At 53.1% G+C, this 24,296-nt stretch carries 17 protein-coding genes; 6 read left to right on the top strand and 11 right to left on the bottom strand.

Features of this window, described 5'->3' with window-relative positions; translation table 11 throughout:
- Positions 1–208: 208 nt before the first annotated feature.
- Both RBB77_RS00215 and RBB77_RS00220 read right to left on the bottom strand, forming a co-directional pair.
- On the bottom strand, positions 209–2,605 hold the full coding sequence (locus RBB77_RS00215) for a CHAT domain-containing protein (RefSeq protein WP_353064175.1): 2,397 nt from the start codon (positions 2,603–2,605) through the stop codon (positions 209–211).
- A gap of 208 nt (positions 2,606–2,813) precedes the next feature.
- Positions 2,814–3,662 carry a choice-of-anchor P family protein gene (locus RBB77_RS00220; RefSeq protein WP_353064176.1) on the bottom strand — a complete coding sequence of 283 codons (849 nt, stop codon included), beginning with the start codon at positions 3,660–3,662 and terminating at the stop codon, positions 2,814–2,816.
- A gap of 816 nt (positions 3,663–4,478) precedes the next feature.
- Between RBB77_RS00220 and RBB77_RS00225 the strand changes: the two genes are divergently transcribed.
- The 3 genes from RBB77_RS00225 (at position 4,479) to RBB77_RS00235 (ending at position 7,150) form a co-directional block, all read left to right on the top strand.
- On the top strand, positions 4,479–5,135 hold the full coding sequence (locus tag RBB77_RS00225) for a hypothetical protein (protein WP_353064177.1): 657 nt from the start codon (positions 4,479–4,481) through the stop codon (positions 5,133–5,135).
- Positions 5,136–5,392: 257 nt separating this feature from the next.
- A complete protein-coding gene (locus tag RBB77_RS00230) occupies positions 5,393–6,304 on the top strand; it encodes a LysR substrate-binding domain-containing protein (RefSeq protein ID WP_353064178.1) in 912 nt (303 codons plus the stop codon).
- Between the two features lie 120 nt (positions 6,305–6,424).
- Positions 6,425–7,150 (top strand): SDR family NAD(P)-dependent oxidoreductase, encoded by a 726-nt coding sequence (locus RBB77_RS00235; protein WP_353064179.1) that lies wholly within the window; start codon positions 6,425–6,427, stop codon positions 7,148–7,150.
- 280 nt (positions 7,151–7,430) lie between these two features.
- On the opposite strand, the gene RBB77_RS00240 is transcribed toward RBB77_RS00235, so the two are convergent.
- Together RBB77_RS00240 and RBB77_RS00245 are read right to left on the bottom strand one after the other, a co-directional pair.
- On the bottom strand, positions 7,431–7,895 hold the full coding sequence (locus RBB77_RS00240; protein ID WP_353064180.1) for an SRPBCC family protein: 465 nt from the start codon (positions 7,893–7,895) through the stop codon (positions 7,431–7,433).
- Between the two features lie 211 nt (positions 7,896–8,106).
- Positions 8,107–9,351, bottom strand: coding sequence for an MFS transporter (locus RBB77_RS00245; RefSeq protein ID WP_353064181.1), 1,245 nt, complete (start codon positions 9,349–9,351; stop codon positions 8,107–8,109).
- Positions 9,352–9,763: 412 nt separating this feature from the next.
- Between RBB77_RS00245 and RBB77_RS00250 the strand changes: the two genes are divergently transcribed.
- The gene (locus RBB77_RS00250) at positions 9,764–12,190 is read left to right on the top strand and encodes a hypothetical protein (RefSeq protein ID WP_353064182.1); all 2,427 of its coding nucleotides are present in this window, start codon (positions 9,764–9,766) and stop codon (positions 12,188–12,190) included.
- Positions 12,191–12,404: 214 nt separating this feature from the next.
- On the opposite strand, the gene RBB77_RS00255 is transcribed toward RBB77_RS00250, so the two are convergent.
- The 3 genes from RBB77_RS00255 to RBB77_RS00265 all read right to left on the bottom strand — a co-directional run bounded on the left by RBB77_RS00255 (position 12,405) and on the right by RBB77_RS00265 (position 14,793).
- Positions 12,405–13,289, bottom strand: a complete 885-nt coding sequence (locus RBB77_RS00255) for an NmrA family NAD(P)-binding protein (RefSeq protein WP_353064183.1) — start codon at positions 13,287–13,289, stop codon at positions 12,405–12,407.
- A gap of 67 nt (positions 13,290–13,356) precedes the next feature.
- Positions 13,357–14,130, bottom strand: a complete 774-nt coding sequence (locus RBB77_RS00260; RefSeq protein ID WP_353064184.1) for an SDR family NAD(P)-dependent oxidoreductase — start codon at positions 14,128–14,130, stop codon at positions 13,357–13,359.
- Positions 14,131–14,187: 57 nt separating this feature from the next.
- A complete protein-coding gene (locus RBB77_RS00265; protein ID WP_353064185.1) occupies positions 14,188–14,793 on the bottom strand; it encodes a hypothetical protein in 606 nt (201 codons plus the stop codon).
- 129 nt (positions 14,794–14,922) lie between these two features.
- Between RBB77_RS00265 and RBB77_RS00270 the strand changes: the two genes are divergently transcribed.
- Positions 14,923–15,867, top strand: a complete 945-nt coding sequence (locus RBB77_RS00270) for a LysR family transcriptional regulator (protein ID WP_353064186.1) — start codon at positions 14,923–14,925, stop codon at positions 15,865–15,867.
- 17 nt (positions 15,868–15,884) lie between these two features.
- Here RBB77_RS00270 and RBB77_RS00275 read toward each other — a convergent pair whose 3' ends face one another.
- The 4 genes from RBB77_RS00275 to RBB77_RS00290 all read right to left on the bottom strand — a co-directional run bounded on the left by RBB77_RS00275 (position 15,885) and on the right by RBB77_RS00290 (position 19,692).
- Positions 15,885–16,127 (bottom strand): helix-turn-helix domain-containing protein, encoded by a 243-nt coding sequence (locus RBB77_RS00275; RefSeq protein ID WP_353064187.1) that lies wholly within the window; start codon positions 16,125–16,127, stop codon positions 15,885–15,887.
- 51 nt (positions 16,128–16,178) lie between these two features.
- Positions 16,179–18,335: a family 2A encapsulin nanocompartment cargo protein cysteine desulfurase gene (locus tag RBB77_RS00280; protein ID WP_353064188.1), complete on the bottom strand. Its 2,157-nt coding sequence runs from the start codon at positions 18,333–18,335 to the stop codon at positions 16,179–16,181.
- Complete coding sequence (locus RBB77_RS00285; RefSeq protein WP_353064189.1) at positions 18,322–19,242, bottom strand: family 2A encapsulin nanocompartment shell protein; 921 nt, start codon at positions 19,240–19,242, stop codon at positions 18,322–18,324. The genes RBB77_RS00280 and RBB77_RS00285 overlap by 14 nt, the downstream gene beginning before the upstream one ends.
- Positions 19,243–19,371: 129 nt before the next feature.
- Complete coding sequence (locus RBB77_RS00290) at positions 19,372–19,692, bottom strand: rhodanese-like domain-containing protein (RefSeq protein WP_353064190.1); 321 nt, start codon at positions 19,690–19,692, stop codon at positions 19,372–19,374.
- A gap of 1,149 nt (positions 19,693–20,841) precedes the next feature.
- On the opposite strand from RBB77_RS00290, the gene RBB77_RS00295 reads away from it, so the two are divergent.
- Positions 20,842–24,282 carry a carboxypeptidase regulatory-like domain-containing protein gene (locus tag RBB77_RS00295; RefSeq protein WP_353064191.1) on the top strand — a complete coding sequence of 1,147 codons (3,441 nt, stop codon included), beginning with the start codon at positions 20,842–20,844 and terminating at the stop codon, positions 24,280–24,282.
- Positions 24,283–24,296: the final 14 nt, after the last annotated feature.

Below are 24,296 nucleotides of genomic sequence, written 5' to 3' on the forward strand. Positions count from 1 at the left end.
AACTCGATGCGTAGCGGAAGGCCCTGACTGATCCGCTCGACCTCACGTTCTCGACCCTGGAGGTAAACATCTTCCGGATCGTAGAGCTTCTTCTCTCGACATGGCGAAGACTACGAAAGAGCCAGCTTTCGGTGAGCTCGATCTCTGTCATCGATCTCACAAGTTCGTAACTGGCTACCGGGAGATAGGCCGGTTGAAAGACTTCAAACTAGGGCTCTCCAGTGACGGCCCCCTCATAGAGAACGAATGGCCCCCAATAATACGGTTTCGCATAAATAGTTTGCGACCGTAAAAGCTCGAGTTTAGCTGCCCGCAGCGCGACTCCGGGCTCTTCTCCTTCGGCTATACCGGAGTAGAAGTTGTTCATGAGGCGGGGGGTCGACGTATCGTCCACGTCCCACAGTGCAGCAAGTACTTGATGTGCTCCAGCTCTAAGAAATGCCCAAGAAAGTCCAACCAATCCCTCAGAGGAATAGATTCTGCTGCCCGCACTGTCGCAAGCTGAAATTGTTACTAGCCTGGCATTCAGCTTCATCTTTGCTATATCGCGCGCATAGAGATTAAATGAACTCCCGTCTTGCGAAAGAACGACGGCGGAATCGAGTGGGCTTACGCGGCTTGCTGTTCCATGGGCAACAAAATGAATAAACGAAAAAGTCTCAGGCTTCGCATTGAAATAGGCCGTCGGAGTAGCGTCCGTGCCTGAAATAACAGTTTCTTGTTCTGCGCTAAAGTGGCCTCGTATGAGCCGCATTTCATCGCCAGCATGTGCGAGCGGCTGATAATATTTGGGCGCTTTAGGATCCCCGATCAAAAGGAGCGTTTTATTTGGCGTTGCCGATCGCCGCGATGTTGAACGCGCACCTGCAGATAGCAAGACTGTAGAATTGGCATTCGAGATGAAGACGTCCTCAATCCAGTAGTGTGGCTTCGGTGAAGCGACCACTAAGGTCTCGAAGTTCAATCCGCATAAAACTCCGTCAGGAAGGATGGTTATCCGCGCCTCCGGCGTAATCCAGCGCTCCGCCGGGCCAATGAGCATTTTGTAAAGTTCTTGGCCGTCGGTATAGTCCGCGTTTTGGGATTTAAACGATCCAGCAAGTCGTGTGTGATGTCGTTCGACCATTGCACCAATCTGATCTTCACCCGGAAGGACGAATACCTGCGAACCGTCAGGCCGACAAACCCAAAGATAACTCTGTCCCGGCCCGAGCCAATAAACGAGGATTACCCGGTGCTGACGCGATGCGACCCGCTGGGTGTCGGCAACGCTCAACGCCGTCTGTCTACTAAAGCCGCCTTGCAGTTCCAGGCCCTCCGTGAGTGTTTTGGCACGATGCAATTCCGCTACAGCGAAGGCGTCATTCGATCGACCCCGGTCCATTAGAAATTTGATGTAAGCGTTATAAGCGTCCTTAGCGTTCGTAGGATAGGAAAGCTCAAATTCTTCTCGACCGAGAGACTCTCGTTCCTTGTCGAGAACTGCAATCGCCGATCTGTAATGCTTGTCGGCCAATTCCGGCTGCTGGAGTTTGTCTTCTGTCTGGCCCAGGCCGTCCAAAGCGGCTGCCTCCAGACTGATGTCGTCGCCTGCGTTACTAACCACCTCCCGAAACAGCTGATTGGCCACGATGTACTGTGCGGTTGCAAACGCTTCGTTGGCGCTGTTCAGCTTCGTGTAGAGCTTGCTGTTCTGACTCCCGATTGCATCTGCTAAAGCAGCTGCTTCCTGGTTATCGCGCTCCGCAAGGGAAAATTGCTTTTTTGCGAGTGCAATTTTGGTTAATCCATGCAGCCCATAGATCACCTCTTGCCGATCATTCAGAGACCTCGCTAACTCAAGAGATCGTGAATAGGATTTTTCCGCCTCTGGAAGATCTCGGCGGAGAAACTGTACCTCTGCAGCGTTCATAAGCCAGGTCTGTTCATCGGTGATCATGCTATGCCGCTCGGATATGGTCTCCGCTTGAGAAAAACTTTCGAAAGCTCGATCCAGATCACCCATCTTTAGATAGGCCCACCCCAGGTTGCCGAGGGCTCTTGTTGCCGTAATTTCCGCGTTATGGGATTGAGCTAAGAATATGGACTCATTGAACCAGTCAGCAGCCTCTGCATAACGGTGCTGTTGCATGTTCAGCATGCCAAGGTTGCCTAATGCACTCGTTTCGAGAACCGGTTTGTTCTGTTGGTGTGCAATCTCAGCCGCCTGCCGGAACATCTGGTCTGATCTCGCAGACTCGTGATGAAGAGCTGCTAATCGACCCTCGCCAAGTAATAATCTGCAGGTTACCTCACGCACCTCCGGAGAGTTTAGCGTCTTGGCGGTAGCAAATTCCCGGTCCGCATCGTCAAACATTTGGAGATTACTGTAGGCCGATCCAAGCAATACAGATCGAAACGCAGCAAGGTCGGACTGCGAAGAAACGGAATTTGGCATCGGAGTAAGCAGATTCACCGCGTCGCGGGAGTATCCCTGCCAGATTAGAATCTCAGATTTGAGAAAGCGAAGCCGCCAAGCTTCCTTGGACTGTTTGTCGTTCAAATCCTGTAATGTGACGTCCGCTTCATGCGATGCGGATTCCAAATCACCCTGTGAGAACTTCAACTCCGCGTCCTCGAACGTTGGCTTCGGCGTCGACTTGACTCCAGGGCGACAGGCTACAAACAGAAAGCAAATAAACGAGAGGAGCGTTACACGCACTTGCTTTAAAGAAGTCGCACCCCATGCTGACCTCATCTTCGACATTTCGCTTCTTCGAGAGTCCGTGGATGAGTTCATTACCCTGAATGAAAGTCCATATGGTTACATTATTCTACGGGAACCACTTACCGTTGGTTTCCAAACCAGACACCGCCAAACTCCCGACAACAGGGCTCCCTAGTTCAAGGCGCATCATCGTAAGCCGCTTTGTATCTTCCGAGGAGGTAAGTTCGCCCAAGTAGAGCCGCCCAACGTCGGGAATTTTAATAGCGTGGGCATAAGGGACAGGTGGTGCATTGACCGCTCCGGATGGACTTGCTTCTCGCACGGACCGCACCAAACTGCAGTACAAATGGGATCCCGACTGCTGCCAACCAGGGATTGGCGGTGCTAGTAGACGTTCCTTCAAAGTGTCCGGCATGTTTGCAGCTGGATGACCCCACTCGTATCGCAATTGAGTCGGCGGAGTGAATCCTGCGCAAGGGTCACTACTCTTGCACTTGCCGAGAAAGTGATCGACCAGAGAGGAATGTGTTGAATGATGCGCAAAGACAGTATCGAAGAGATCGACCTCAACCGGTTTTCCTGCAATCTTCAAATTCTGAAAGGTACTACCCAAGGGAATGATTTTGGCCGGCTGGCCGTCTTCGTGAGTTGAGGACAGCCTGCCAACCACTGAATCTGCAGTAATCACATCCAGAATATTGAGATCCTCTACAACCGTATTCACAACCGTACTGTGACGGGTGTCATTGTTCTGGATTCCCGAAATATAGGTGTGCGCCGAACGGTAAGAGATCAGGTCTTTGAGACGATAGCTGTCTGCTTTTGCCGAGGCGAGACCACCCACAATCGAGAGAGCCGTGGCTGCATGACTGTTAATCTCCTGTTCAACAGGCTGGGTGATCCTGCCACCGAGCGCGAATCCATTCGCGTGATATAAGAAAATTCTTTTTCCCATCTGTATCTCCGCTCCTGTCGACATCTAGCCTCGGATGGCCAATCTAACATTGCCTTCTCGATCGAACTAGACATCTCGGCTTTGAAGTCTCCGAGTATAGTGGCTCAACGTGAGATTCGTTTCAAGTGTCGTCGATATAAAACTTTGCAAAAGAAATGGGATCGAGCAGATTTCGAGGCTGGGTTTTCAACGTAGGGATCGGAGTAGCCCGATTGTGAACAATCCATTACAGACGATGAATACATCTTTCGGCAACTCCTAACGAAGACCCTACGCTGGGTCGTCAACGCCAAGCCACCAACGTCAACTATTGCCGCTGTTTTTTTGCCTTCAGATTGGCCGGTTTGTTTCCATTAGCTGTCTGAAGAAAGTTGCAGCGACAGCCTATATTGCTCTGCGGCAGTCCGATTTTTCATCTCAATCGCACCGCCAACGGCACGTAGAAAGAGGGACGGCTAAAGCATAATCCCCCTCTGATGAAGTATGTGATGCCTAAATCATACGAATTTGCCGGATAAAAACGTCGCGCCTTGAGGTCAAACAGCACTCGGGATGACTCCTAAGAACAATCGATTCAAGCGATCAACTTGACCTTTTTCGGTACTCGCCCTCTTGCTGACCGTCGTCTCTGCGATAGCCAGTTCTATGCCAAGCTGCCGAGCTGACCCCATTTGAGTGTTAGATATCGAATAACTAACTGAAAATAAATCGTTTGTGAATCCTCACCCTTCCCTCCTGTTGTACTTTAGTTGAATCACTGATTGGCAAATGAAACGTTTAGTGGGCGAGCTTCACCATCCAATGAGGGCGTGATTTGTGGATCATAGGGAAGCAGTAGAGAGTCAAGCCGTAGAAAGATACCTGCTGAAGGAATTCTCCGCCTCGGAACGAGAGGAATTCGAAGAGCACTACTTCGGATGCGGCGAATGCGTCAGCGATTTGCGAAGTACCTCCGCGTTTCTTGAACTTGCCGGAAGGGTGATCGTCTCTGATCGAATTGGAGCACCCAAACCCAAGGTTTTACCTATCCTTAATCGATGGAAACCTATAGGTTACGCAATTGCAGCTTCCGTTGCATGCTTCTCGTTCATCTTGTACCAGAACATATTAGTGATCCCGAGGCTCCGCAGCTCCGCCTCACCTCAAGCCTTGCAATATTTTTCACTGACCGACAAGACCGCACGAGGTAGCGTTCAAACGGCGCTCAAGATCGAACCTGGAAAGCCCTTTCTCCTGCTTGTTGATTTTCCGCCGCGTGAGGCTATCGGCGAATATCGATGCGACATCTCGAATTTAGCGGGCAGAAAAATGCTGTCGTTCTCTTTGTCGAAAGAGAACGTACAAAACACAGTCCCGTTGCTGATACCGGCGGCGTCCCTTGAACCCGGTGTCTATTCGCTAAGCATTTCGGGCAGGTCAACAAACGAATCTGCTTACACTGAAATTCAAAACCTTCATTTCGAGATCAGATGAAGGTGATTTTGAGATGTCTGATTAGCAATCGAATTAAATTCAAATGCAAGATGAATATGGGAAGGCGCATAGCCGTTTTGCTGTTGCACTGACCATGGCGATTGCTTCCGGGGCTATGTGTTGCTCACGAGCCCAAATTGCCCTGTTCATGAAAAGGCATATATCCCGGGTGGGACTGGTGGGCATTGATGCAAGGCAATGTGCGTGATTACTGATTGTCCGCATGTTCTAATCAATCGATAGGAAGGAACTATCAGATGGAACTGCGGCATCTCCGATATTTCACTGCAATTGTCCAGTGGAAGGGTTACCGCCAAGCGTCTCGGCATCTTTACATTGCGCAACCGTCTATCAGCCAGGCTGTGGCAGATCTTGAAGGCGAACTAGGGATCAAATTGTTCGCGCGCGAGGGACGTGTCGCCAAGCTCACACCAGAGGGGCAAGTTTTCTACGAGGAAGCGTTGAAGACGCTCGCTCAGGCGGAGCGCTCCATAACCACTGCGCAACGGGCCGCCAAAGGGGAGATCGGCACGCTTGGGATAGGCTTCATGGGATTTACAGCTTGTCTGTTTCTCCCCGACCTAATACGCAAGTACAAGGCCCGTCATCCTGGCGTTGCGATGCGCCTGGTCGAAGATGTGCCCGGGGGCCAGGACATTGCGTTTGATCGCGGCGAGATCGACATCGCGTTTACGCGTCCGCTGTCGGCCGACCGCCGGGTCCACTATGACACGCGCCTGCTCTTCAGTGAACCATTAGTCGCAGCTCTATGTAAGTCGCGCAAGATCCGTGCTAAACGGATTCGGATCGCAGATCTCGCGGGGGAACGGTTCATCGTTTTCCAGCGGTCGAGCTCGCCTGCGGTCTTCGACACAATCGTTCGTGTCTGCAACGACAATGGATTTTCACCCCGCCTGCAAAACGAGCTGAACAATATGAACTCTGTGCTCGCCACTGTCGAGGCCGGAGAAGGAGTCGCTATCATTCCCGCCTCAGCCAGCAACCTGCGCGCAGACAACGTCTCGTTCTTCCGTCTGCAACCTGACGACGTTCGTATCGATTTCGTAGCCGCATGGCAAAAAAGGGAGCCCTCAGTCCCTCTCAAATTGTTCCTTCAACTACTCGAAGAAGAACTTCCCTCCATTCGTGAGAAGACCCTTTTCCGTTAATCAATGGATAGATAGTTCATGCCTATCATTTGATCGAAACTTACGACGAATCGTGATCAATGCGAGCCGAATCTCTTGTTGTGTACGACGAGGATAACCGTCGGAACCAAGGAGAAGGACATGGCAAGCAAGGGAACAATCATCGTAACTGGAGCATCTCAGGGTATCGGCGCGGGTGTGGTGCAGGCGTTTCTCGACCGCGGGTATAACGTGGTGGCAAATTCGCGAAACATTATCAGCTCGGGCACCTTTCGTGAGTCTGAGAAACTCGCGCTTGTTGATGGCAACATTGGAGAGAGCGCGGTCGCAGCAAAGATTGTGGAGACTGCGATCACAAGATTTGGTTCCATCGACGCTCTGGTAAACAACGCTGGCATCTTCTTTGCCAAACCCTTCACGGAATTCACGACGGACGACTTCGAGGCGCTTTCGACTGTGAACCTCAAAGGGTTTCTGTACGTGACGCAGGGCTCTGTGAAGCAGATGCTTACGCAGAAGAAAGGTGGCAGCGTCGTCACCATCACCTCTTCGCAGGTTGTCAACCCGATCGCCGGTATATCGGCGTCCGTACCGATGATCACTAAGGGCGGCCTTGAAGCTGTTACCCGCAGTTTGGCGACCGAGTATGCGAAAGAGCACATCCGCTTCAACGCCGTAGCACCCGGGATTGTTGACACTCCAATGCACGTAAACAACCCAAAGGACTTCCTAAAAACGCTCTCGCCGATGGGTACAATCTCCAGCGTCAGCGACGTCGTCGACGCCGTTGTTTACGTAACCGAAGCACGCAACGTCACCGGCGAGGTGCTGCATGTTGACGGTGGATCGCACCAGGGTCGTTGGTAACCCCCAAGGACCCGCAGCCGCAAGCGCGGAGAGTCGGCTTGCGGCTCTCTGCGTTGAGCTGAGCCCGCGCCTGTGAGTGGAGGAAGCAGACCCTGCCAGGAAAATGCGCCACGGCAAGGGCAAGCATACTTCAAGATCTCGTTCTGATGACTGGATCCGAAGATCATCGCGCGGTAAAGGCGATTTCTGGTATCCACTGTGTGGGGGGCGGCGCTTTCATGCTGCCCCCTCTCTTGGAGCCCTTCTTTTGCGCAACACTCAACGAGCAGACGCGTCAATCTCACACCTGCAAGGTTGTGGTCTGCCGGCTGCTCTCGATGAACCGTTTGATGACCTCGATTGTGATTCTCCAGTAATACTCAAAGTGTTTGAGTATCGATTCACTAGGGAAATTGGAGATCGTGACATTCAACGATGTGGAGTTTTCTTTCGTTCCCGCCAGCCGAAACTCGATGATGGTATAGTTCTCGGCCTTGTCAGGCAGTCTGGACAGAGAACTGAAATGACTATAGCGAAGAAGTGAATTCGGCTCGAAGTGCAAGACAGTGCCTTTGTTCTCGAAGTTCACATTATTGTGGTGTCCATCGACGATGATTGGACTTCCGACTTTCCAGTCTGTGATGATCCTGACCCGCATCTCCTGCTCGGCGATCCACTGCTTCATCAAATTGGGGTCCGTCAGAACGCGCCACACCTCAGAAGAGGGCGCCTTGATCGTGGTGGAGTACTCAATCACTTGACTCATTGGCTCTCAATTTACCGCGCAGCGAGGGCGAATCTTGAAGCAGAACGAAACATTTTCTGTCCATTGCACAAAGAACCCTTTATGAAAAGGGCGGAGTACGACCAACCGCTGTCCAAGATGCCCGTCATCCGGCACTTGTCGTTCTGCTTCTCATAAGCCGACTTCGCATACCTACCCAACCGATGAAGCTAGAGACGTACTGCCTCTCCGGCTAAAGGCGGCCGGAGCGAGATGAACGAAACGTTTCATCCTTCCTTGAGACAAGGAAATAGAGACTCAGGCTAGTTAGCGCAATGCCAGCGCCGGCCAGCGACTTTGAAACTCCAAATACAGGTATGAGTTTCCCGAGCCCGAGCGCTCCAAGCGGAATGCCGGCGCGGAACGCGAGGTTGTAGACACTCATGACACGGCCACGCATTGCATCCGTCGAGATGAGTTGCGCCAGAGAGAGCATAAAGGATGCAGACGCCATCACTGCCGCCCCTGCGAAAAACATCAAAGTGCAAGATACTGGAAGCCATCTCGATACGGCAAATCCGGCTGTAATCAACCCCAATAGGGCGAGGATCAGGAGGGTTAGCCGCCCCTGCCCCTTCAATCTTTCTGAAGTCGCAACAGCCAGAGCGCCACAGATTGAACCGGCGCCTGAGCAGACGAGCAGCAGCGTGTAGGTTTCCGGCCCTTTGTGGAACACATCGCGAACAAAGACCGGAATAAAGCCGTTGAGAGAAAAGCCAAACAGCGTCGTACAGAATGCCAGGACAACCAGTGCGCTCATTCCGTCCCGCTGTCGTATGAAGCGAATTCCCTCTTTCATGCTCGACAAGACAGAGTCAGTTGTCTTTGTAGGGACGAACTTCACCTGAATCAGAAAAAGCGACGCTATCACCGCCAAATATGAGAAACCGTTCAGAGTAAAGCACCAAGTTGCACCAAGCGTCGTGTAGGTCAAGCCGCCAAGCGTCGGACCAATGATTCGGGCAAGGTTGAACTGGACTGAGTTCATCGCGATCGCGTTGGATAGATCCTCTGGCCCGACCAACGTCGGCAAAAGCGAAGAGTACGCAGGGCCACCGAAGGATTGCCCAAGGCCAACGACGAATGACAGTGCGAGAATGTGCCATACCTTTACGACATGGAATGCGAACAAAAGCGCCAAGAGAAACGCGCACGCCATCTGGATGTACTGCGAGGCAAGTAGCAGCTTCCGGCGATCCATGCGATCTGCAAAGACGCCGCCGAAGAGCGAGAACATCATGATTGGAAGCTGGCCCAAGAAAAGGTCCAAGCCGAGATAGAACGGGTCTTTCGTGAGGTCATAAACTAACCAGCTTTGTGCGAACTGCTGCACAAACGTCCCAATGGTGGATGCGCATGCTCCGATCCACATCAAGCGGAAGTCGCGGTAACGAAAAGCCCGAAAAGTGCGTGCGAACCCTGCAGTCGCGTTTGCCATTACTTCTTTTGCTATCTCCCTGATCCACGACACAAGGTATTCACGTTTATTGTCAAGAGTTGACAAAGAATCGATGTCTGCGCCGCCTGTTTGGACTCATTAAGAAGATGCTCTCACGCCGGCCCCTCACACACAGGGAACCTAATTATCGGTCCTATCAGACGCGTGAAGAGGAGAACGTTTATCGGCACTGATTCGTATTAGAGTCGCAGCTCTGACGATCGGCAGCATCTAGAGTGTCGCTGTGACGAGACTCGGCGAGTACCAGCGTTCAAGTGAATCGTCATTTACAAACGACCCGAAGCGTTTTAAGCAAAAAACCAATTCCACAAGTTGGTTCTATCGGATACACTCGTCGTCACGAAAACAGGCCAGATACCACCAATCTCAAACCTCAATAAGGTAGGCCGTTTTGAGAGAATCAAGATGCTGTCTGGTCTTTGCGATTGCGAGTTGTCTCCTGATTGGGGCCATCTCATCCACCGCGCAGGGAATCGCCCCTGCAAGCAGTAAGCCCGCTAAAACCTCAACGAACATTCCACCGTGGCCGAGGGTTTTTGGCCGGGGCGACGTACATCTGGTTGTCTACCAGCCACAACTCAAAGCCTGGCAAAAATACCGCACGATGGTCGCTGATACCGCCGTTTCGGTGACGGACAAAGGGCAAAAGCCCATACTTGGCGTCATCTCGTGGCGCGCCGATACGATCACCAACGTAAGCGCGCAGACGGTTTATGTGTGCAACATTCAAGTGCTCGATGCACGGTTTCCCTCGCTCAATGCGGCGCAGGAAGCAGAGATGCAGAAACGTGCACATCAGCTTTATCCAACCATGACGCTCACTATCGGACTGCCGCGAATGATTGCCAGTCTGGAGAAAGTGAATGACCCAGTGCGGTCGATATCGGAAAGCCCGGAGGTGCCGTCAATTCTGGTAACCATGTCGCCCGCGATAGTGCTTGTGGTTGATGGGAAACCTGTATTGGCTCCGATTGAAGGGACTAGTCTTGAGTATGTCGTCAACACCAACTGGGATCTATTTTTTGACAAATCCGACTATTATTTGCTGAGCGGAAAGACCTGGCTCAAAGCCAAAGATCTGCGGGGCCCGTGGGCTGTGACTGCTAAACTGCCGCCGGATATGGCGAAACTTCCAATTCACCAGAACTGGGATGATGCTCTGAAGGCTGTGCCGCCAAGTTCAACTTCGGGGATTGTGCCTAAGGTCTTGTTCGCGGAGAAGCCCTCTGAGTTGATTGTATTCAGGGGCAAACCGGTTTACCTGAAGATTCCCAGCACAAATCTCAACTATGCGACGAATACGGATAGCAAGGTGTTCGTTCATCAACCGGACGGTCAGGTCTACATTCTGATATCGGGGCGATGGTTCCGCGCGCCGAGTCTTGAGGGCAAGTGGACCTACGCAGGCGATTCTCTTCCCGCCGACTTCAGAATGATCCCAAGGTCGAGCCCTTGTTACAGTGTTCTCGTCTCCGTGCCCGGAACCCAGGCGGCCAGCGATGCGGTGCTGCTCTCCCAAGTGCCCACAACAGCAGTTGTGAATCGTGCTGCCGCGGAGGCAAAGGTCAAAGTGGCTTATGCCGGACCACCCAAGTTTGACCCTATACCAACTACGACCATGTCCTACGCGGTGAACACGTCAGACAAAGTGATTCGTGTCGGAGATCTTTACTACCTCTGTTTTCAGGGCGTTTGGTTCGTGTCTCGAAGCCCGAGTGGACCATGGAAGACCGCAGATTCGGTGCCGCAGGTCATCTACACCACCCCACCGACTTCACCGATGTACAACGTGACATACGTAATTGTCTCGAATCCAACACCGACTACCGTGCAGACAAGTTACTCGAGCGGCTATCTTGGAGTGTTCGTAGTGGGTATGACCGTTGGTTCAGCGATTGTGTATGGGACTGGGTATTACTATCCGCCTTATGTTTATTGGGGACCTCACCCTGTCTACTATCCATACCCCTACAGCTACGGAGTAGCTGCCGTATACAACCCATACACCGGAGCTTATGGGGTGGGACACGCCGTGTATGGACCGTACGGCTCCGCAGGCACAGCGGCCTGGTATAACCCAAGTACCGGAGCCTATGGGCGAGCAGTCACTACTCAAAACGCTTACGGTGGCCATACCTATGCCCAAGGCTATAACCCGTGGACTGGAACCTATGCCGCAACCTCGCAAGGTCATAATCAGTACAGCCAATGGGGAAGTTCTGTAGTTACAAACGGGGACAACTGGGCTCAGGCTCAGCATGTAACGAATAGCAACGGGACTGCTGGGTCTTTCCAGACCTCCAAGGGGAGTGCTGGCGCTGGTTTTTCGGGCGCTAACGGAAACAGTGGTTTTGTTGCGAAAGATGCGAATAACAACAATGTCTACGCTGGAGCTGACGGAAATGTCTATAAAAAGGATTCCAGCGGCAACTGGAGTAAGTATGACAACGGTGGCTGGACGCCGGTAGACCCATCCACCGGTGCAAACCAGACGCGGCAGCAGAAACAGAGTTCAAATAATCCTAATCAGCTTTCTCAATCGCGATCTACAAATTCTTCGGCTCCAGCTGCGCAAAGAGGAACAACTCCTTCAACAACGGGGAGCGGATTGGATTCAACGAATCCTCGCGCTGCGGGGAGAGGGTCTCAGAGCCAGCCAGCTTCCCTTCCTACCCAAGCTACTCCGCGTAGTTCAGCTTCGTCAGACACTATGGGGCAGTTACAAAGTGATTCACGCTCTCGCGCACGGGGAGATCAGCTCGAACAGTTTCAGAGTCGCGGAGGCGGTGCCACACGCGGTGTACGCAGAGGACGCTAATGAGAGATTGAGTCAACGGCGGCGGCATGCCTCAGGAGTTTAGAGCGCTCAAGGCTGCTAAGTTCCAGGTTAAGGACAGTTCGTCTAGCTCATGAACGGATCTCGGCAACGATAAACCACCTGTCAATACTCCTGAAGGACCGCGGCCAGAACTCACAGAAGCGACATTGTCAGACCCGTAGGCCCGACACCGGAATGTCGAGCCTACGGGCGCTTATGCCTCCTGGCTTCCGTTTGCCGCAAGGTTTGCAATCACCGACGTCAGGCTTGTAGTGCCTGTGATGTGTTCAGTGCCCGCCACACCGAAATGAATCCAGCCCGAGTTGAATCCATCGACCATCTCGGCGCGAGGCTCGGTCCGACCTTCCGGCATGCCTTGACCGACGAAGAACTCCGTCCACTTTTCACGTGGAACGGCAACTGCTTCGATGGTACGTCCGAGAGAGCTGCTCAATGCATGTGCAATATCGTTGGGGGAATACTGCTCGGGACCTGCAACCTCAATATGCCGAGTGCCCTTCCACTCCTGGCGCAGCACATCCGCCCCAGCCTTGCCGATGTCAGCGGTAGCAACCAGTGAGAATTTGCGATCCAGGGGATAAAGATTAGAGAATATCTTTCCTTCTGACTGTGCGGTAGTAACGTCCCATGCGTGATTTTCCATGAACCAGCCAGCTCTCAGGAATGCGTGGGCTATGGGTAGATCTCCGAGCGTCTGCTCCAGAAGATGCGAACTGGTGATAAGTCCCAACCCGCTGGTCTGTTCGGCTCCAATCGAAGAAAGGTATACCGCCTTTTTGGGCAGAGCCTTTACGAGAGCCGCATGATAGGCCGCGAGAGTCTTGCGCGTTTCCGGAAAGCCGGGCGCCGGCGCAAAGTTTGGCGGGACCATGAGAAACACACCGTCCGTTCCCGCGAATGCGGATGCCAGTGCGTCCGGATCGTCGACGTCAGCAATCGCAATCTCTGCTCCCCGTTCCCTCCAACGTGCGGCTTTTTCAGGATTCCGAACGATCGCGCGAATTTGTTCGCCCTGCGCCAATAAGTTCTCTGCGATGGCGCCTCCAACTCTTCCACTAATACCCATGATTGCGTACATTTTGTTTCTCCTTTTTATTTCTTCAGATGTTATTCGCTGATGCGAGGTTGATGTTGGACAGTGTCGGTCAGGATGGAAGTTCCACTCCTGTCACACGGAAACAGAAGTTTAGTAGTCGATCCTGGAGACCGGCGTCACGCGTAGCAGGATGCGGATGCCGTTTCTCCATGTGATAGAAGTACTCACCAGACACCAAAGCAACAGGGTCATCGCTTACTGCAAGCCATACCTGGGTGCGATGCGCTTGATCCATATCGTCTGTAGCGCTTGAACCGCCCATCTTGGTGGGCACCCAACCTGGCTCCAGGGCATTTGAAAGCACGCCCGGCCACCGTCTGGCAACAGCGAATGCCAATAGCACATCATGGAGCTTCGTATCGGAGTAAGCCTGCTGTCCCAACCACGGTCGGTCCGCCCAGGTCAGGTCGTTTAAACTTGGGTCGCCGTTCTTATGCAGCATCGAACTCAGATACACAAGTCGTTTTGGTCGAGTGATCAGCGCTGTCAGGATGTATGGTGCAATCGTATTGACAGCGAGAAGATGCGACAGGCCATCTTCAGTGACCATTCGCTTTGGCTCGCGGTAGCCGATGCCCGCGTTATGAATGACGGCATCGAAGATTCCAAGATTATTGACTTGATCGGCGACGTATCTTGTCTGGGCAATGCTTGTGAGGTCCCCGACGACTACCGATTCTGCTGCAGGAAATTTATTTTGAGTCTCATCTGCCCGTTGTTGGCTTCTAGCGTGCAATACCACACTGTGGCCCTGTTCAACCAAAAGCTGTGCGGCGGTGAGACCTAGACCATCGGATGATCCAGTAATGAAAACACGAGCCATAAATATCTCCTTTCTGGGAACAATAAACCGAACGATTGAAGGTTCGTCGCCCTCTGATTACTGTTCAGACCGCTGTTTGAGAGTTTGCAGCCACAGATCATGCCCTTCGTGCATAGCGTTGGGTTGCCTCTCGCGGAATTCGACTGCACCGGGCCCCTTCACAACTTCTTCCGTCACGATGTGGCAGCCTTCGTCCGTCTTTAATAGAAGAAACGTGTGATAGGCGTTCATTCCAGTGCCATTGCCAAACCAGCCGATGCGGCTGTTTGGAACGAACTCATGCACCAAGCTCTCAATGTGTACACCGAAGGTATCCCACGAAAGCCCCGCTCCCTCGTGGAGCTTTCCATCCGGGCTGTTTAGCACCTTAACATTGTGGGAGTTCGGGTACCATGACGGCCACACCTTAGCATCAACGATATCGGAGAAGACCTTCTCGCAGGATGCGTGAACGACAATTTCGTTGTGAGCAAACAGTTCTGCCTGCTCAGGGTGAAAGCCATCCGGCCAATGTATGTCCTTAAAACGCCGTGCTCCATCTCCGTTGAAAGTAAGAGCCGCGTTGGTTGGCTTAGAACCCGCCGTTTGCGCGCGACCCGCAGCAATGGCTCCTGTTACCAGCCCGCAAAACATTACGACTCTCCATCCATTCCAGACTGACATTTCCGGTTCCTCCTGCCTTTCGATGGTCGGGAGAGCGTTTGAATCAATGCTGCGCTTTCCGTTCTGTACGACCTGTACATCTGACTCGGCCAGCAAGGACGAAGCGCCAGAACTTTTCGCATTTTGCCTATGACTAATTATCATGAATCTATGAGATTTGATGATCGTGTCCTGAACGGACTCAATGTCCTGACTGCTGTGGTGAGGAGCGGAAACTTCGCCGTAGCCGGCAAATCGCTGGACATGTCGCAGTCGGGAGTGAGCCGTGCGATCGCGCGTCTAGAGGCGCGCCTCGGTGTACGTCTGCTCGAACGCACCACCCGGACAGTCACCTTGAGCGAAGAGGGGCGCAGGCTCTATGAACAAATCGTTCCGCTGCTCGCTGGATTGGAAGAAGCAGCGGCCTCGGTAACAACCTCTAAAGACGCTGTTCGGGGAACCCTGCGGGTCAATATGGATCCGTTCATCTCGCAGCTTATTCTTGGGCCACAATTGAGTCGATTTTTAAAGCGGTTTCCGGCACTCAAACTCGAACTGATTACACGTGACCGGTTGGGCGATTTGGTCGCAGAAGGCTTCGACCTTGCCATCCGTTTCGGCGAGCCCCGTCCATCGGCACTTGTCGCGCGAAAACTCCTCGACACACGAGTTATCACGGTCGCATCGCCAATTTATCTGAAAAGAACGGGTCGCCCAAAGCATCCCTCCGAGCTTGAGGAAGGCGATCATCGTCTGATTGATTTTCGCGACCCTGAAACCGGGCGCGCCTACGAATGGGCCTTTCGGCAAGGCCGTAAGGAAATTGAGATCAGCTCGAACGCACAGTTGTTGCTCAGCGATGTTGCGACCATTCACGCGGTCTGCCTCGCCGGTTACGGTATTGCACAGCTGCTGGAACTTGGAATCGAATCGCTGATCGAGAGCGGACGCTTAGAGGTGGTCTTTCCTGATTGGCTCGATGAGCGATTTCCTCTCTATGCGCTACATCCCTCTCGTAATTATCTTCCGCCAAAGACGCGCGCGTTTCTTGACTTTGTCATCGCGACGGTAAAATCATCTACCTCAATTGCCTAACCACTCATCGGTTTTGCTTAGTTTTTTGGGGTCAGGTTTTCGCGATCAGCACACCTGTTTGTCATGGCTTCCAAGCCGCTCGCCAGTACCACCTCTGTCGAAGGCGTACGATCGTCGCGCATTAACGATCGCGCACGCTCAATGCGCTGATGAAGCAGATATTGATACGGCGTCTTGCCTGTGCTCTGGCGGAAGCTGCGAAGATGAGACGTACTGATCTTCGCCTCCTGCGCCAAATCACCGTTGCAAATCTCTTGCAAGAATACTCGGCATGTAGGTTGTCACCCCACATGTCCTCCGTCACGCCACGATCAGGAGATCGACGTTCGTCCCAGGCGCAAATTCCAAACTGCACTCACAAGTTTGTCGATGTCTTCATGAGTGTTATATAGAGCCAGCGAGGCACGAACAGTACTCTCCAGCCCGAAGCGACGAAGAATGGGTTGTGCGCAATGGTGGCCAGAGCGGACAGCAATTCCGTTCTTGTTGAGGTAATCACCGACTTCCTCGGTACGGAAGCCATCGAGCACAAACGACAGCACACCAGCTTTTTCTTTCGCTGTTCCGATGATGTGCAGTCCAGGAATGCGAACGAGTTCGCTCGTAGCTTTCACGAGCAGTTCATGCTCGTGCCGCGAGATGTTGTGCATGCCTACCCTATCCAGATAGTCGATAGCAGCCCCGAGCCCGACCGCGTCGGCAATGTTTCCGGTGCCTGCCTCGAAGCGCTGCGGCGGTTCCTGGTAGAGGGTTTTTTCGAAGGTCACGTCCTGAATCATGTTTCCACCACCCTGCCAGGGTGGCATGTATTCGAGAACTTCGGGCTTGCCGTATACCACTCCGATACCGGTTGGGCCGAAGACCTTGTGCCCGGAGAATACGAAGAAATCGCAGTCCAGGGCCTGTACATCCACGCGCATGTGGGAGACCGACTGCGCTCCATCAAGTAGAACGGTCGCGCCATAACGGTGGGCGATTTCAATCATTTTGTCCGCCGGCGTGACTACGCCTAATGCGTTCGAGACCTGCGTGATGGAGACGAGACGAGTCTTTGGTCCGAGCAGCTTTTCGTACTCATCGAGCAGCACCTGTCCACTGTCATCGACGGGTGCGACTCGAAGTTTGGCCCCTTTTTCTGAACAAAGCATCTGCCACGGAACGATGTTCGCGTGGTGTTCGAGCCAGGTGATGACGATCTCATCGTCTTTCTGGATATTGCGCCGTCCCCAACTCTGAGCGATAAGGTTGATGCCCTCAGTTGCTCCGCGTACAAAGATGATCTCGCGTGTTGAAGATGCGTTGACGAAACGCCGAACCTTCTCGCGTGCGGATTCATAAGCATCTGTTGCTCGAGCCGCAAGTTCGTGTGCAGCACGGTGAACATTGGAGTTTTCGTGTTCGTAAAAATACTTCAGCCGATCAATGACGCTCTGCGGTTTTTGCGTAGTGGCGGCGTTGTCGAGCCACACCAGAGGTCTCCCGTTCACTCGTTCGCGAAGAATAGGGAAGTCACGCTTGATGGCCTCTGCGTCGAAAGGGTAGGAGGAGAGATTCAGATTGCGTGGAACGTCCGGCTCTATGCCGATGGGTTCGAGGTTGGCGGTGGGCTCAACGAAATACAGATTGCGGTTGCCTTCAAGAAACCCAAATGAATCGTATTCTGCCAAATCGGTGAGTTCGGGCGATCTACTGAACTCGTGAGGCAGCTCGAGATAGGACAGTGAAGGATTCCCGAATAGAGCGGTCTCGGGCGCGGCGGGCACCGGGCCGGGGACTGTTGGAGGGTACGAGAATAGAGGGCGCAACTCTTCAAGAAACGAAAACGTAGGGACAGGAGACACGTCACCAATGCTTGGAGCACTAGGTAGCCCGCTTGCAGGAGGTTGCGATGGCGGGATCGCTTGTGCGAAGAAGTCACGGTTGAAATCGGTAGGTAGCGCACTTGCCGAAGCGGTTTGCGGGACGAACGCTGAGACTGGACTCACCCTGGGGTTTGGCCCATCCGGTAGAGTGTTCCGATCTCTGAAAATAGGGCGGGCGTCCTGAAGAAACGAGAACGATGGAACCTCTGCAGCAAAATTGGAGACGGCGGTTCCAACCACTCCCGGTACAGCCGGAGGCGTTACTTGCGCAGGCGCTGTCACCGGAGAAAAGGAGGCTGGGCCGATGCTCGCAGGGAGCCCCGAGAAGTGCCGGTCCGATGGAAGCGATATCTCCGAAGGAGAGGCTGGCACTGTCGCAGGAACTGACACTAACGCAGGATCCGTTGAAACTGCATGGGCAGGCAGCGGATTCGATGGCACATCCAGTGAGTCGGGAAGCGCGGTAAAAAAATCGTTTGCCATACGGGCCAGAGCTACAGGGTCCAGTACGTCCCCTGACAGCGCCCCGGAGGGGAGATGAGCTGTCGCCGCTCGTGGGTCTGTGTCAGGGGCTACGAAAAGTTGGGCCGGATCACTTGTACTCATGGTAGTTTCCGACTTCGACGTTCTCGAGTGTCGCGATCGCATCGTCGGTCAAGACAGAAGCTGCACAATAGAGAGAAATCAGATAGGAAGCAAGCCCGCGGTTGTCGATTCCTGTAAAGCGCACAGAAAGGCCAGGGCTCTGCTCTCCGGTCAGACCGGGCTGAAAGAGACCGATGACGCCTTGCTTGCGCTCTCCCACACGGACTAGGAGGATCTTCGACTTCGGCACCTTGCCAGTAACGTGGATCTTGTCCGTGGGAATCAGGGGAAGACCGCGCCAAGTGAGGAAGGGACTGCCGAAGAGAGTTACGGTGGGCGGTGGAACGCCGCGCCGCGTGCATTCACGGCCGAAGGCTGCAATCGAGCGCGGATGCGCGAGGAAGAAGGACGGTTCTTTCCACACCTTCGTCAACAATTCATCCAGATCATCCGGCGTAGGAGACCCTTTGCGGGTCGAGATCTTCTGAGAATCGGGCACGTTGTTGAGCAACCCGTAGTCAGCATTGTTCAGGAGTTCATTCTCCTGCCGCTCCTTCACCCCTTCAATAGTGACTCGTAACTGTTCCCGGACCTGATCGTAAGGATTGCTGAAGAGGTCGCTGACGCGGGTTTGAACATTGATCAGGGCGTTGATGCTGCTCAGGCGATACTCGCGCGGCGCGGTTTCGTATTCAGCATAGGTCTGAGGAATCTCAGACTCATCCACATGGCCGCAAAGCACCTCAATGGGCTTTTCTTCGACGACACGGTTCCGTCGAAAGATACCCGCCTCCAGCGGCTTCCAGTCCAACAACCGGACAAGCCACCTTGGCGTGACCGCCCCATAAATGGGGGCTGTTTTTGTCACATTGGCTAATTGGTAGGCTGATTGTTCGCCGAGAGATGTACGGGTAGTCGCTTCTGCCACAGGAAGGCTCCTTTATGCAACGCTTTCACATCGCCCAGAGATTTTACCTGAGACAGGGGGGAAAGGAAATCGCACGTGCATCATCACCAGGCAAGTCCGACTCAGCCTAGTGGATGTCAAAACACGTCTCTAATATTTGCGGACTTTATGATCGACCTTATCCGACCAGGCGTGGATTCCACCCCGCAAATTTGAAACTTTGCTGAAGCCATGCTGCTGGAGGTATTCGACCGCCTTCACACCGCGTGGTCCCATCTTGCAAACGGCAATAATCTCCTCGCCCGCATTCAACTCGTTCAAACGCTTCGAAAGCTGCGCCAAAGGAATCAGGTGGCCTCCGATGTTGGATATCTCATATTCGTACTCATCGCGCACATCCAGCAGGAACAGATTTTCGCCCTGATCGAGACGTTGCTTTAGTTCTTCAGCTTGAATCTCTGGAACGCTCACTCTGATTTCTCCTTATTGATTGGCCCCAAAAACAAAACCCACCTGCCAGCGGTCTCTGGCGGTGGGTCATATTGAAGTCTTTGCGAAACTAAACTCTATTTAGCTCTGCAATCGCTTCATGCCAGAAGACAGGGGAATACCGCACATACAGGCGGTACAACATCCGGTCATCTGGCCAGCGAAGTTCATAGAGAAAGTCTAGCATAGTCCAAATCCCGACGGAAGGGACTGCGGTACTCGCCAAGACCGATTCCGAAGCAGCTGCCGTTCGCAGATTTATGCTCAATTTCGCAATCTGCCCCAATGGCTGTGATCCCGCGCTTCCTCGACACTCAATAAACTCGAACGCTCCGTCCGTTCTGCTTCGCTTCTACGTCGATCCTGTCGACTGTCCCACTGCTGGGTTTGATGAGGAGCAAGGATGTGAGGCAAAATACGCGGTTGCTTTCGATAGGAATGTCCTCATTGGCTATCGCAATGCTCTGACCTTTCAGGTCGTCGTCAGCTGGATTGCTGAACACAAATCGGAGGTCTGCTTCAGACCATGCATAACAACGATGCAGCGGAATTTGTTTTGGGTACATCTTCCAGATTTTCCCGGAGCGGATGCCGCCGTGAGATTGTCGTTTCGACAGTTAGCCTCCAACGTGGTCACCTGTCGCGTGAAGTTGTTGGTTAGGTCGTTGGGCCGCGCTTTCAAGTGGCCTCTCTCGAAATAAATCGCTCAAATAACTATTGGCCTCTCCCCACATTTAGATATGTGATATCTTGTTTGCAATGCGACGACGTTTCCTGGAACGACCGCTTGAGATGTCCGGCACATCCTTATGTGCCGGTACTCGCTGTTGTTGTTGTCGCGCATAAGACCCCTGCCCAACTGACTTAATCCTATCGAACCGCATCCCCACCACTTAGCCGTAATAGCTGAGCAGCGCATGAGTTGCACGTGGGATGCGCAGAGTTCGTAAGGCTATGAGGATTTTCTTCTCTTTGGCCTCGTTATCTAAAGACCGCTGCCTAGGCGCACCAAATTCCTAAGAAGTACTTCGGCATTCGAAAAAAATGCTTCGACGCCAGCGCGTCTTCTTCCAAATTTGCATGACAGTGAGGACCGATATGATCCGTGTCAATTTCACCAGAGCTTTAATCTTGTTAGTTATATTCGCTTCGTTTACAAAGACTGTCGTCACTCAGACACTTACGAGCGCCACGATTGTCGGAGCGGTCTCCGACTCCTCGGGAGCATCCGTTCCTCAAGTAAACGTGCGGATTACACAAACCGGCACCGAGGTAGTCCGTACGACAACGACAGATGGTGCCGGGGAGTATCGCTTCCCCTTCCTGAAACCTGGCGACTACACCGTCACGGTCGAAGGCGGAGGGCTGAACTCGATACCCGTTCATGTGCAGCTTCTTGTCGGCAAAGAAGAGTCCGTCAATATCACGCTTGGAGTGCAGTCCGTTCAGCAGTCCGTCGATGTAACCACTGCTTCGACCCTCGTACAAGCAGAGAATGGGAACCAAGTCGCTTCTTATAGCCAGCAATATATCGAAAACACTCCGGTAAATGGCGGTGACATCACAAACGTCGCATTCACCACGCCAGGATTACGTCTCAATGTCGGGGGTGGAAATGCAAACTTCAACGTGAACGGCCTGCCGTTTAACTCCGTGCTCTTCACGATGAATGGAGCTGACATCGTTGAACCATACAACCTGAATAACAAATCAGGCGCCAGTAATAACACCCTGGGGGCTAACGATGTCGCGGAAGCTGCGGTTGTAATCAATGCCTACAGCGCACAGTATGGGCGAGAGGCGGGTGCTCAGGTGAACTACATCAGCAAGTCCGGAACGAACCAATTCCACGGCAATCTGGTCGAAAATTACAACGGCGAATTCCTCAACGCCAATGACTATTTCAACAAACTCAACAACACGCCTCGTGCTCGATCGGTAGCAAACCAATACGCTGCTTCGGTTGGCGGCCCAGTTCTCAAAGATAAACTCGCGTTCTTCGTGAACACGGAAGGCTTGCGCTACGCGTTGCCTTCAGGCGGTGTTGTCTCACTACCATCACCGGCGCTACAGCAGTACATTCTTAACCACGTACCCGCATCCTCTTTGCCGATCTATCAGAGTCTCTTCAAGCTCTATAACTCGGCCCCGGGCGTCGGACGTGCTATTCCAGTGACGAATGGGAACCTTCCTCTACAAGACAGCAGCGGTCATCTTGGCTGCGGCAGACAGACGTTCACCGGAACATATATCAACGGGAACTCCGGGCCACAATTCGGCGTAGACACACCCTGCGCAGTAGCCTTCGGCACAACCGCGTCGAGCATCAATACGGAGTACTTCATCTCAGGTCGCCTCGATTACAGCATCAACGACAAACAGAAGATCTACTTTCGCATCAGTCGCGACGCTGGAACACAGGCCAGCTTCACTAGCCCTATCAGTCCTGTCTATAACCGACAAAGCGTTCAGCCCTGGGTTATTCCGCAACTGAATTACACCTATGCCATAACGCCTAATCTCGTGAACAACTTCATCCTTAATGGCAACTGGTACTCCGCTATTACGGGGCCCGCTGACTTCAAGCTGGCACAGACAGATCTTCCGACCGCATTTGGCTTTGCCGACGGAGGCGCCAACGGAAGCAACACAACCAATGGAGGCCCTACAAGCACCACTACGGTGAACAGTTCCCCGGGCTTCGCGGGAATTGGCCCATCTCTCCCAGTCGGGAGACGCGGGCAACAACTTGGCATCATCGACGACTTATCGTGGAGTGTCAAACGTCACACCCTGCAAGCAGGCGTGAATGATCGCAACAACCGCATCTCAGATTCAAGTATCGCAAGCGGATCGGTTGTGGGCACATACAATTTCAACGACCTCACTGACTTTGCAGATGGCATCGTGAACAGCACCAGTAAAGGAACTGCTTATACTCAGTCATTTCCGTTACTTCAAACCGTGCATACTCGTCTCAACTCACTTGGCTTCTACGTGCAGGACGAGTGGAAGATACGCAGAAACTTAAATCTTACCTACGGCGTTCGCTTTGAGCTGCAAGGGAATCCCTCGTGCAAAGAGAGTTGCTATTCCCGCGCGAATACAGCTTTCCTTACGCCGGGTTATCAGGCGGGGCTCTCTATTCCCTACAATGCAACGCTGCAGACTGGACTTAAAAAAGACTTCAAAGACTTCGAAGGCATCGTGACAGAGCCAAGATTCGCTTTCGCCTATTCCCCACTGGGTGATGGAAAGACCGTTATCAGGGGTGGCATTGGGCTCTTCGCAAATACGATTCAGGGCAGTATCACTGCGAGCGTCTTCGGAAATGCTCCAAATAGATTTTCGCCAACTGTCAGCAGTGGTACCGTCGGTCTCACGGGTACCCCGGGCAGCTCTCAAGCAGCAGCTACGGCATCGGACCAGGCCTTTCAGGAAGGCTTTGCACAAGGTTCCACCTTGCCAGAGCTTCGAGCGGCCGTTCCTGCTGGAACAACCTTTGCCACGCCTACGCTCTACGTCAATCCCAACCTCTTCCACACAATTAAGGTTCTCGAATGGAGTGCTGAGTTAGAGCAGCCATTGTCTGCACACGATCTAGTCAGTTTCTCCTACAGCGGCAACCATGGATACGACGAACCGCTCACCAATGCAGCGGCCAACGCTTACTCGTCCAACGCAACGCTTTATCCGAATGGATTCGGAGGCCTGCCTACATCTGCACCCGATCCACGCTTCTCAACAGTCACGCAGATATCCAATGCTGGCTACTCAAACTACCAGGGCGTTACCGTCACAGAGCGGCACGCATTCGCGCGTAGCTTTCAAGGTCAGATCGGCTACACCTGGAGTCACGCTTTGCTGTTCGGTACGATCTTCAACCCTCCGTTTTTTAGTCAGGGAGAAGCATCGCAAAGTGCAGGCTCTTACGGTCCTACAAATTTCGATACACGCCACAATCTGGAAGCGGACCTCGTCTACACCGAGCCCAAGCTGCTAGGGAACCTGCTCAACGCGACCGCAGGAGGATGGACGGTAGGAGGCAAACTCTATCGCTACAGCGGGCGTCCATTCTCCGTCACCGACAGCCTGATTCAATCAAGCCTGGTGTCTAGTGGCCAGACGAACAACTTTCCCAGCAGCACTTTGATCCTCGCCAACACGTTAGACAAAAGAGCACTTGGTACGGGTTGCGGTAAATCTGCAGTCAAGTCAGCTTGCCTCAAGACCACCCAATTCGCATCCGTCGTCACAGCCTCCAATCCAGGCGGCCAACGTGATTTTGGTAATACCGCTCCGAACAGCTTTCGAGGGCCGGGATTCTTCTCCATCGCCGCACAACTCAGTAAGACGATACCCGTGACTGAGCATAGTCACTTCGATCTCGGTGCTGATGCATACAATCTGCTGAACCATACGAATCTCGCCGTCCCCAACAGCAACGTAGGAGGAAGCGGCTTCGGCCTGATCACTTCCACGGTCAGTTCGCCCACCAGCATCTACGGAACCGGTCAAGGCGCGATCGTCTCCGGACGCGTGCTTGTTGTCTTCGGCAAGTTCCTCTTCTAGTCACATAACCGGTA

Source organism: Tunturibacter psychrotolerans (genome assembly GCF_040359615.1).
GTDB classification, from domain to species: domain Bacteria; phylum Acidobacteriota; class Terriglobia; order Terriglobales; family Acidobacteriaceae; genus Edaphobacter; species Edaphobacter psychrotolerans.

What these genes read in the sequence shown, in the direction of transcription:
- RBB77_RS00245 (WP_353064181.1), bottom strand. Translation starts at nt 9,351, where the DNA reads ATGGCAAACGCGACTGCAGGGTTCGCACGCACTTTTCGGGCTTTTCGT.
- RBB77_RS00240 (WP_353064180.1), bottom strand. Translation starts at nt 7,895, where the DNA reads ATGAGTCAAGTGATTGAGTACTCCACCACGATCAAGGCGCCCTCTTCT.
- RBB77_RS00235 (WP_353064179.1), top strand. Translation starts at nt 6,425, where the DNA reads ATGGCAAGCAAGGGAACAATCATCGTAACTGGAGCATCTCAGGGTATC.
- RBB77_RS00260 (WP_353064184.1), bottom strand. Translation starts at nt 14,130, where the DNA reads ATGGCTCGTGTTTTCATTACTGGATCATCCGATGGTCTAGGTCTCACC.
- RBB77_RS00255 (WP_353064183.1), bottom strand. Translation starts at nt 13,289, where the DNA reads ATGTACGCAATCATGGGTATTAGTGGAAGAGTTGGAGGCGCCATCGCA.
- RBB77_RS00270 (WP_353064186.1), top strand. Translation starts at nt 14,923, where the DNA reads ATGACTAATTATCATGAATCTATGAGATTTGATGATCGTGTCCTGAAC.
- RBB77_RS00230 (WP_353064178.1), top strand. Translation starts at nt 5,393, where the DNA reads ATGGAACTGCGGCATCTCCGATATTTCACTGCAATTGTCCAGTGGAAG.
- RBB77_RS00265 (WP_353064185.1), bottom strand. Translation starts at nt 14,793, where the DNA reads ATGTCAGTCTGGAATGGATGGAGAGTCGTAATGTTTTGCGGGCTGGTA.
- RBB77_RS00280 (WP_353064188.1), bottom strand. Translation starts at nt 18,335, where the DNA reads ATGAGTACAAGTGATCCGGCCCAACTTTTCGTAGCCCCTGACACAGAC.
- RBB77_RS00220 (WP_353064176.1), bottom strand. Translation starts at nt 3,662, where the DNA reads ATGGGAAAAAGAATTTTCTTATATCACGCGAATGGATTCGCGCTCGGT.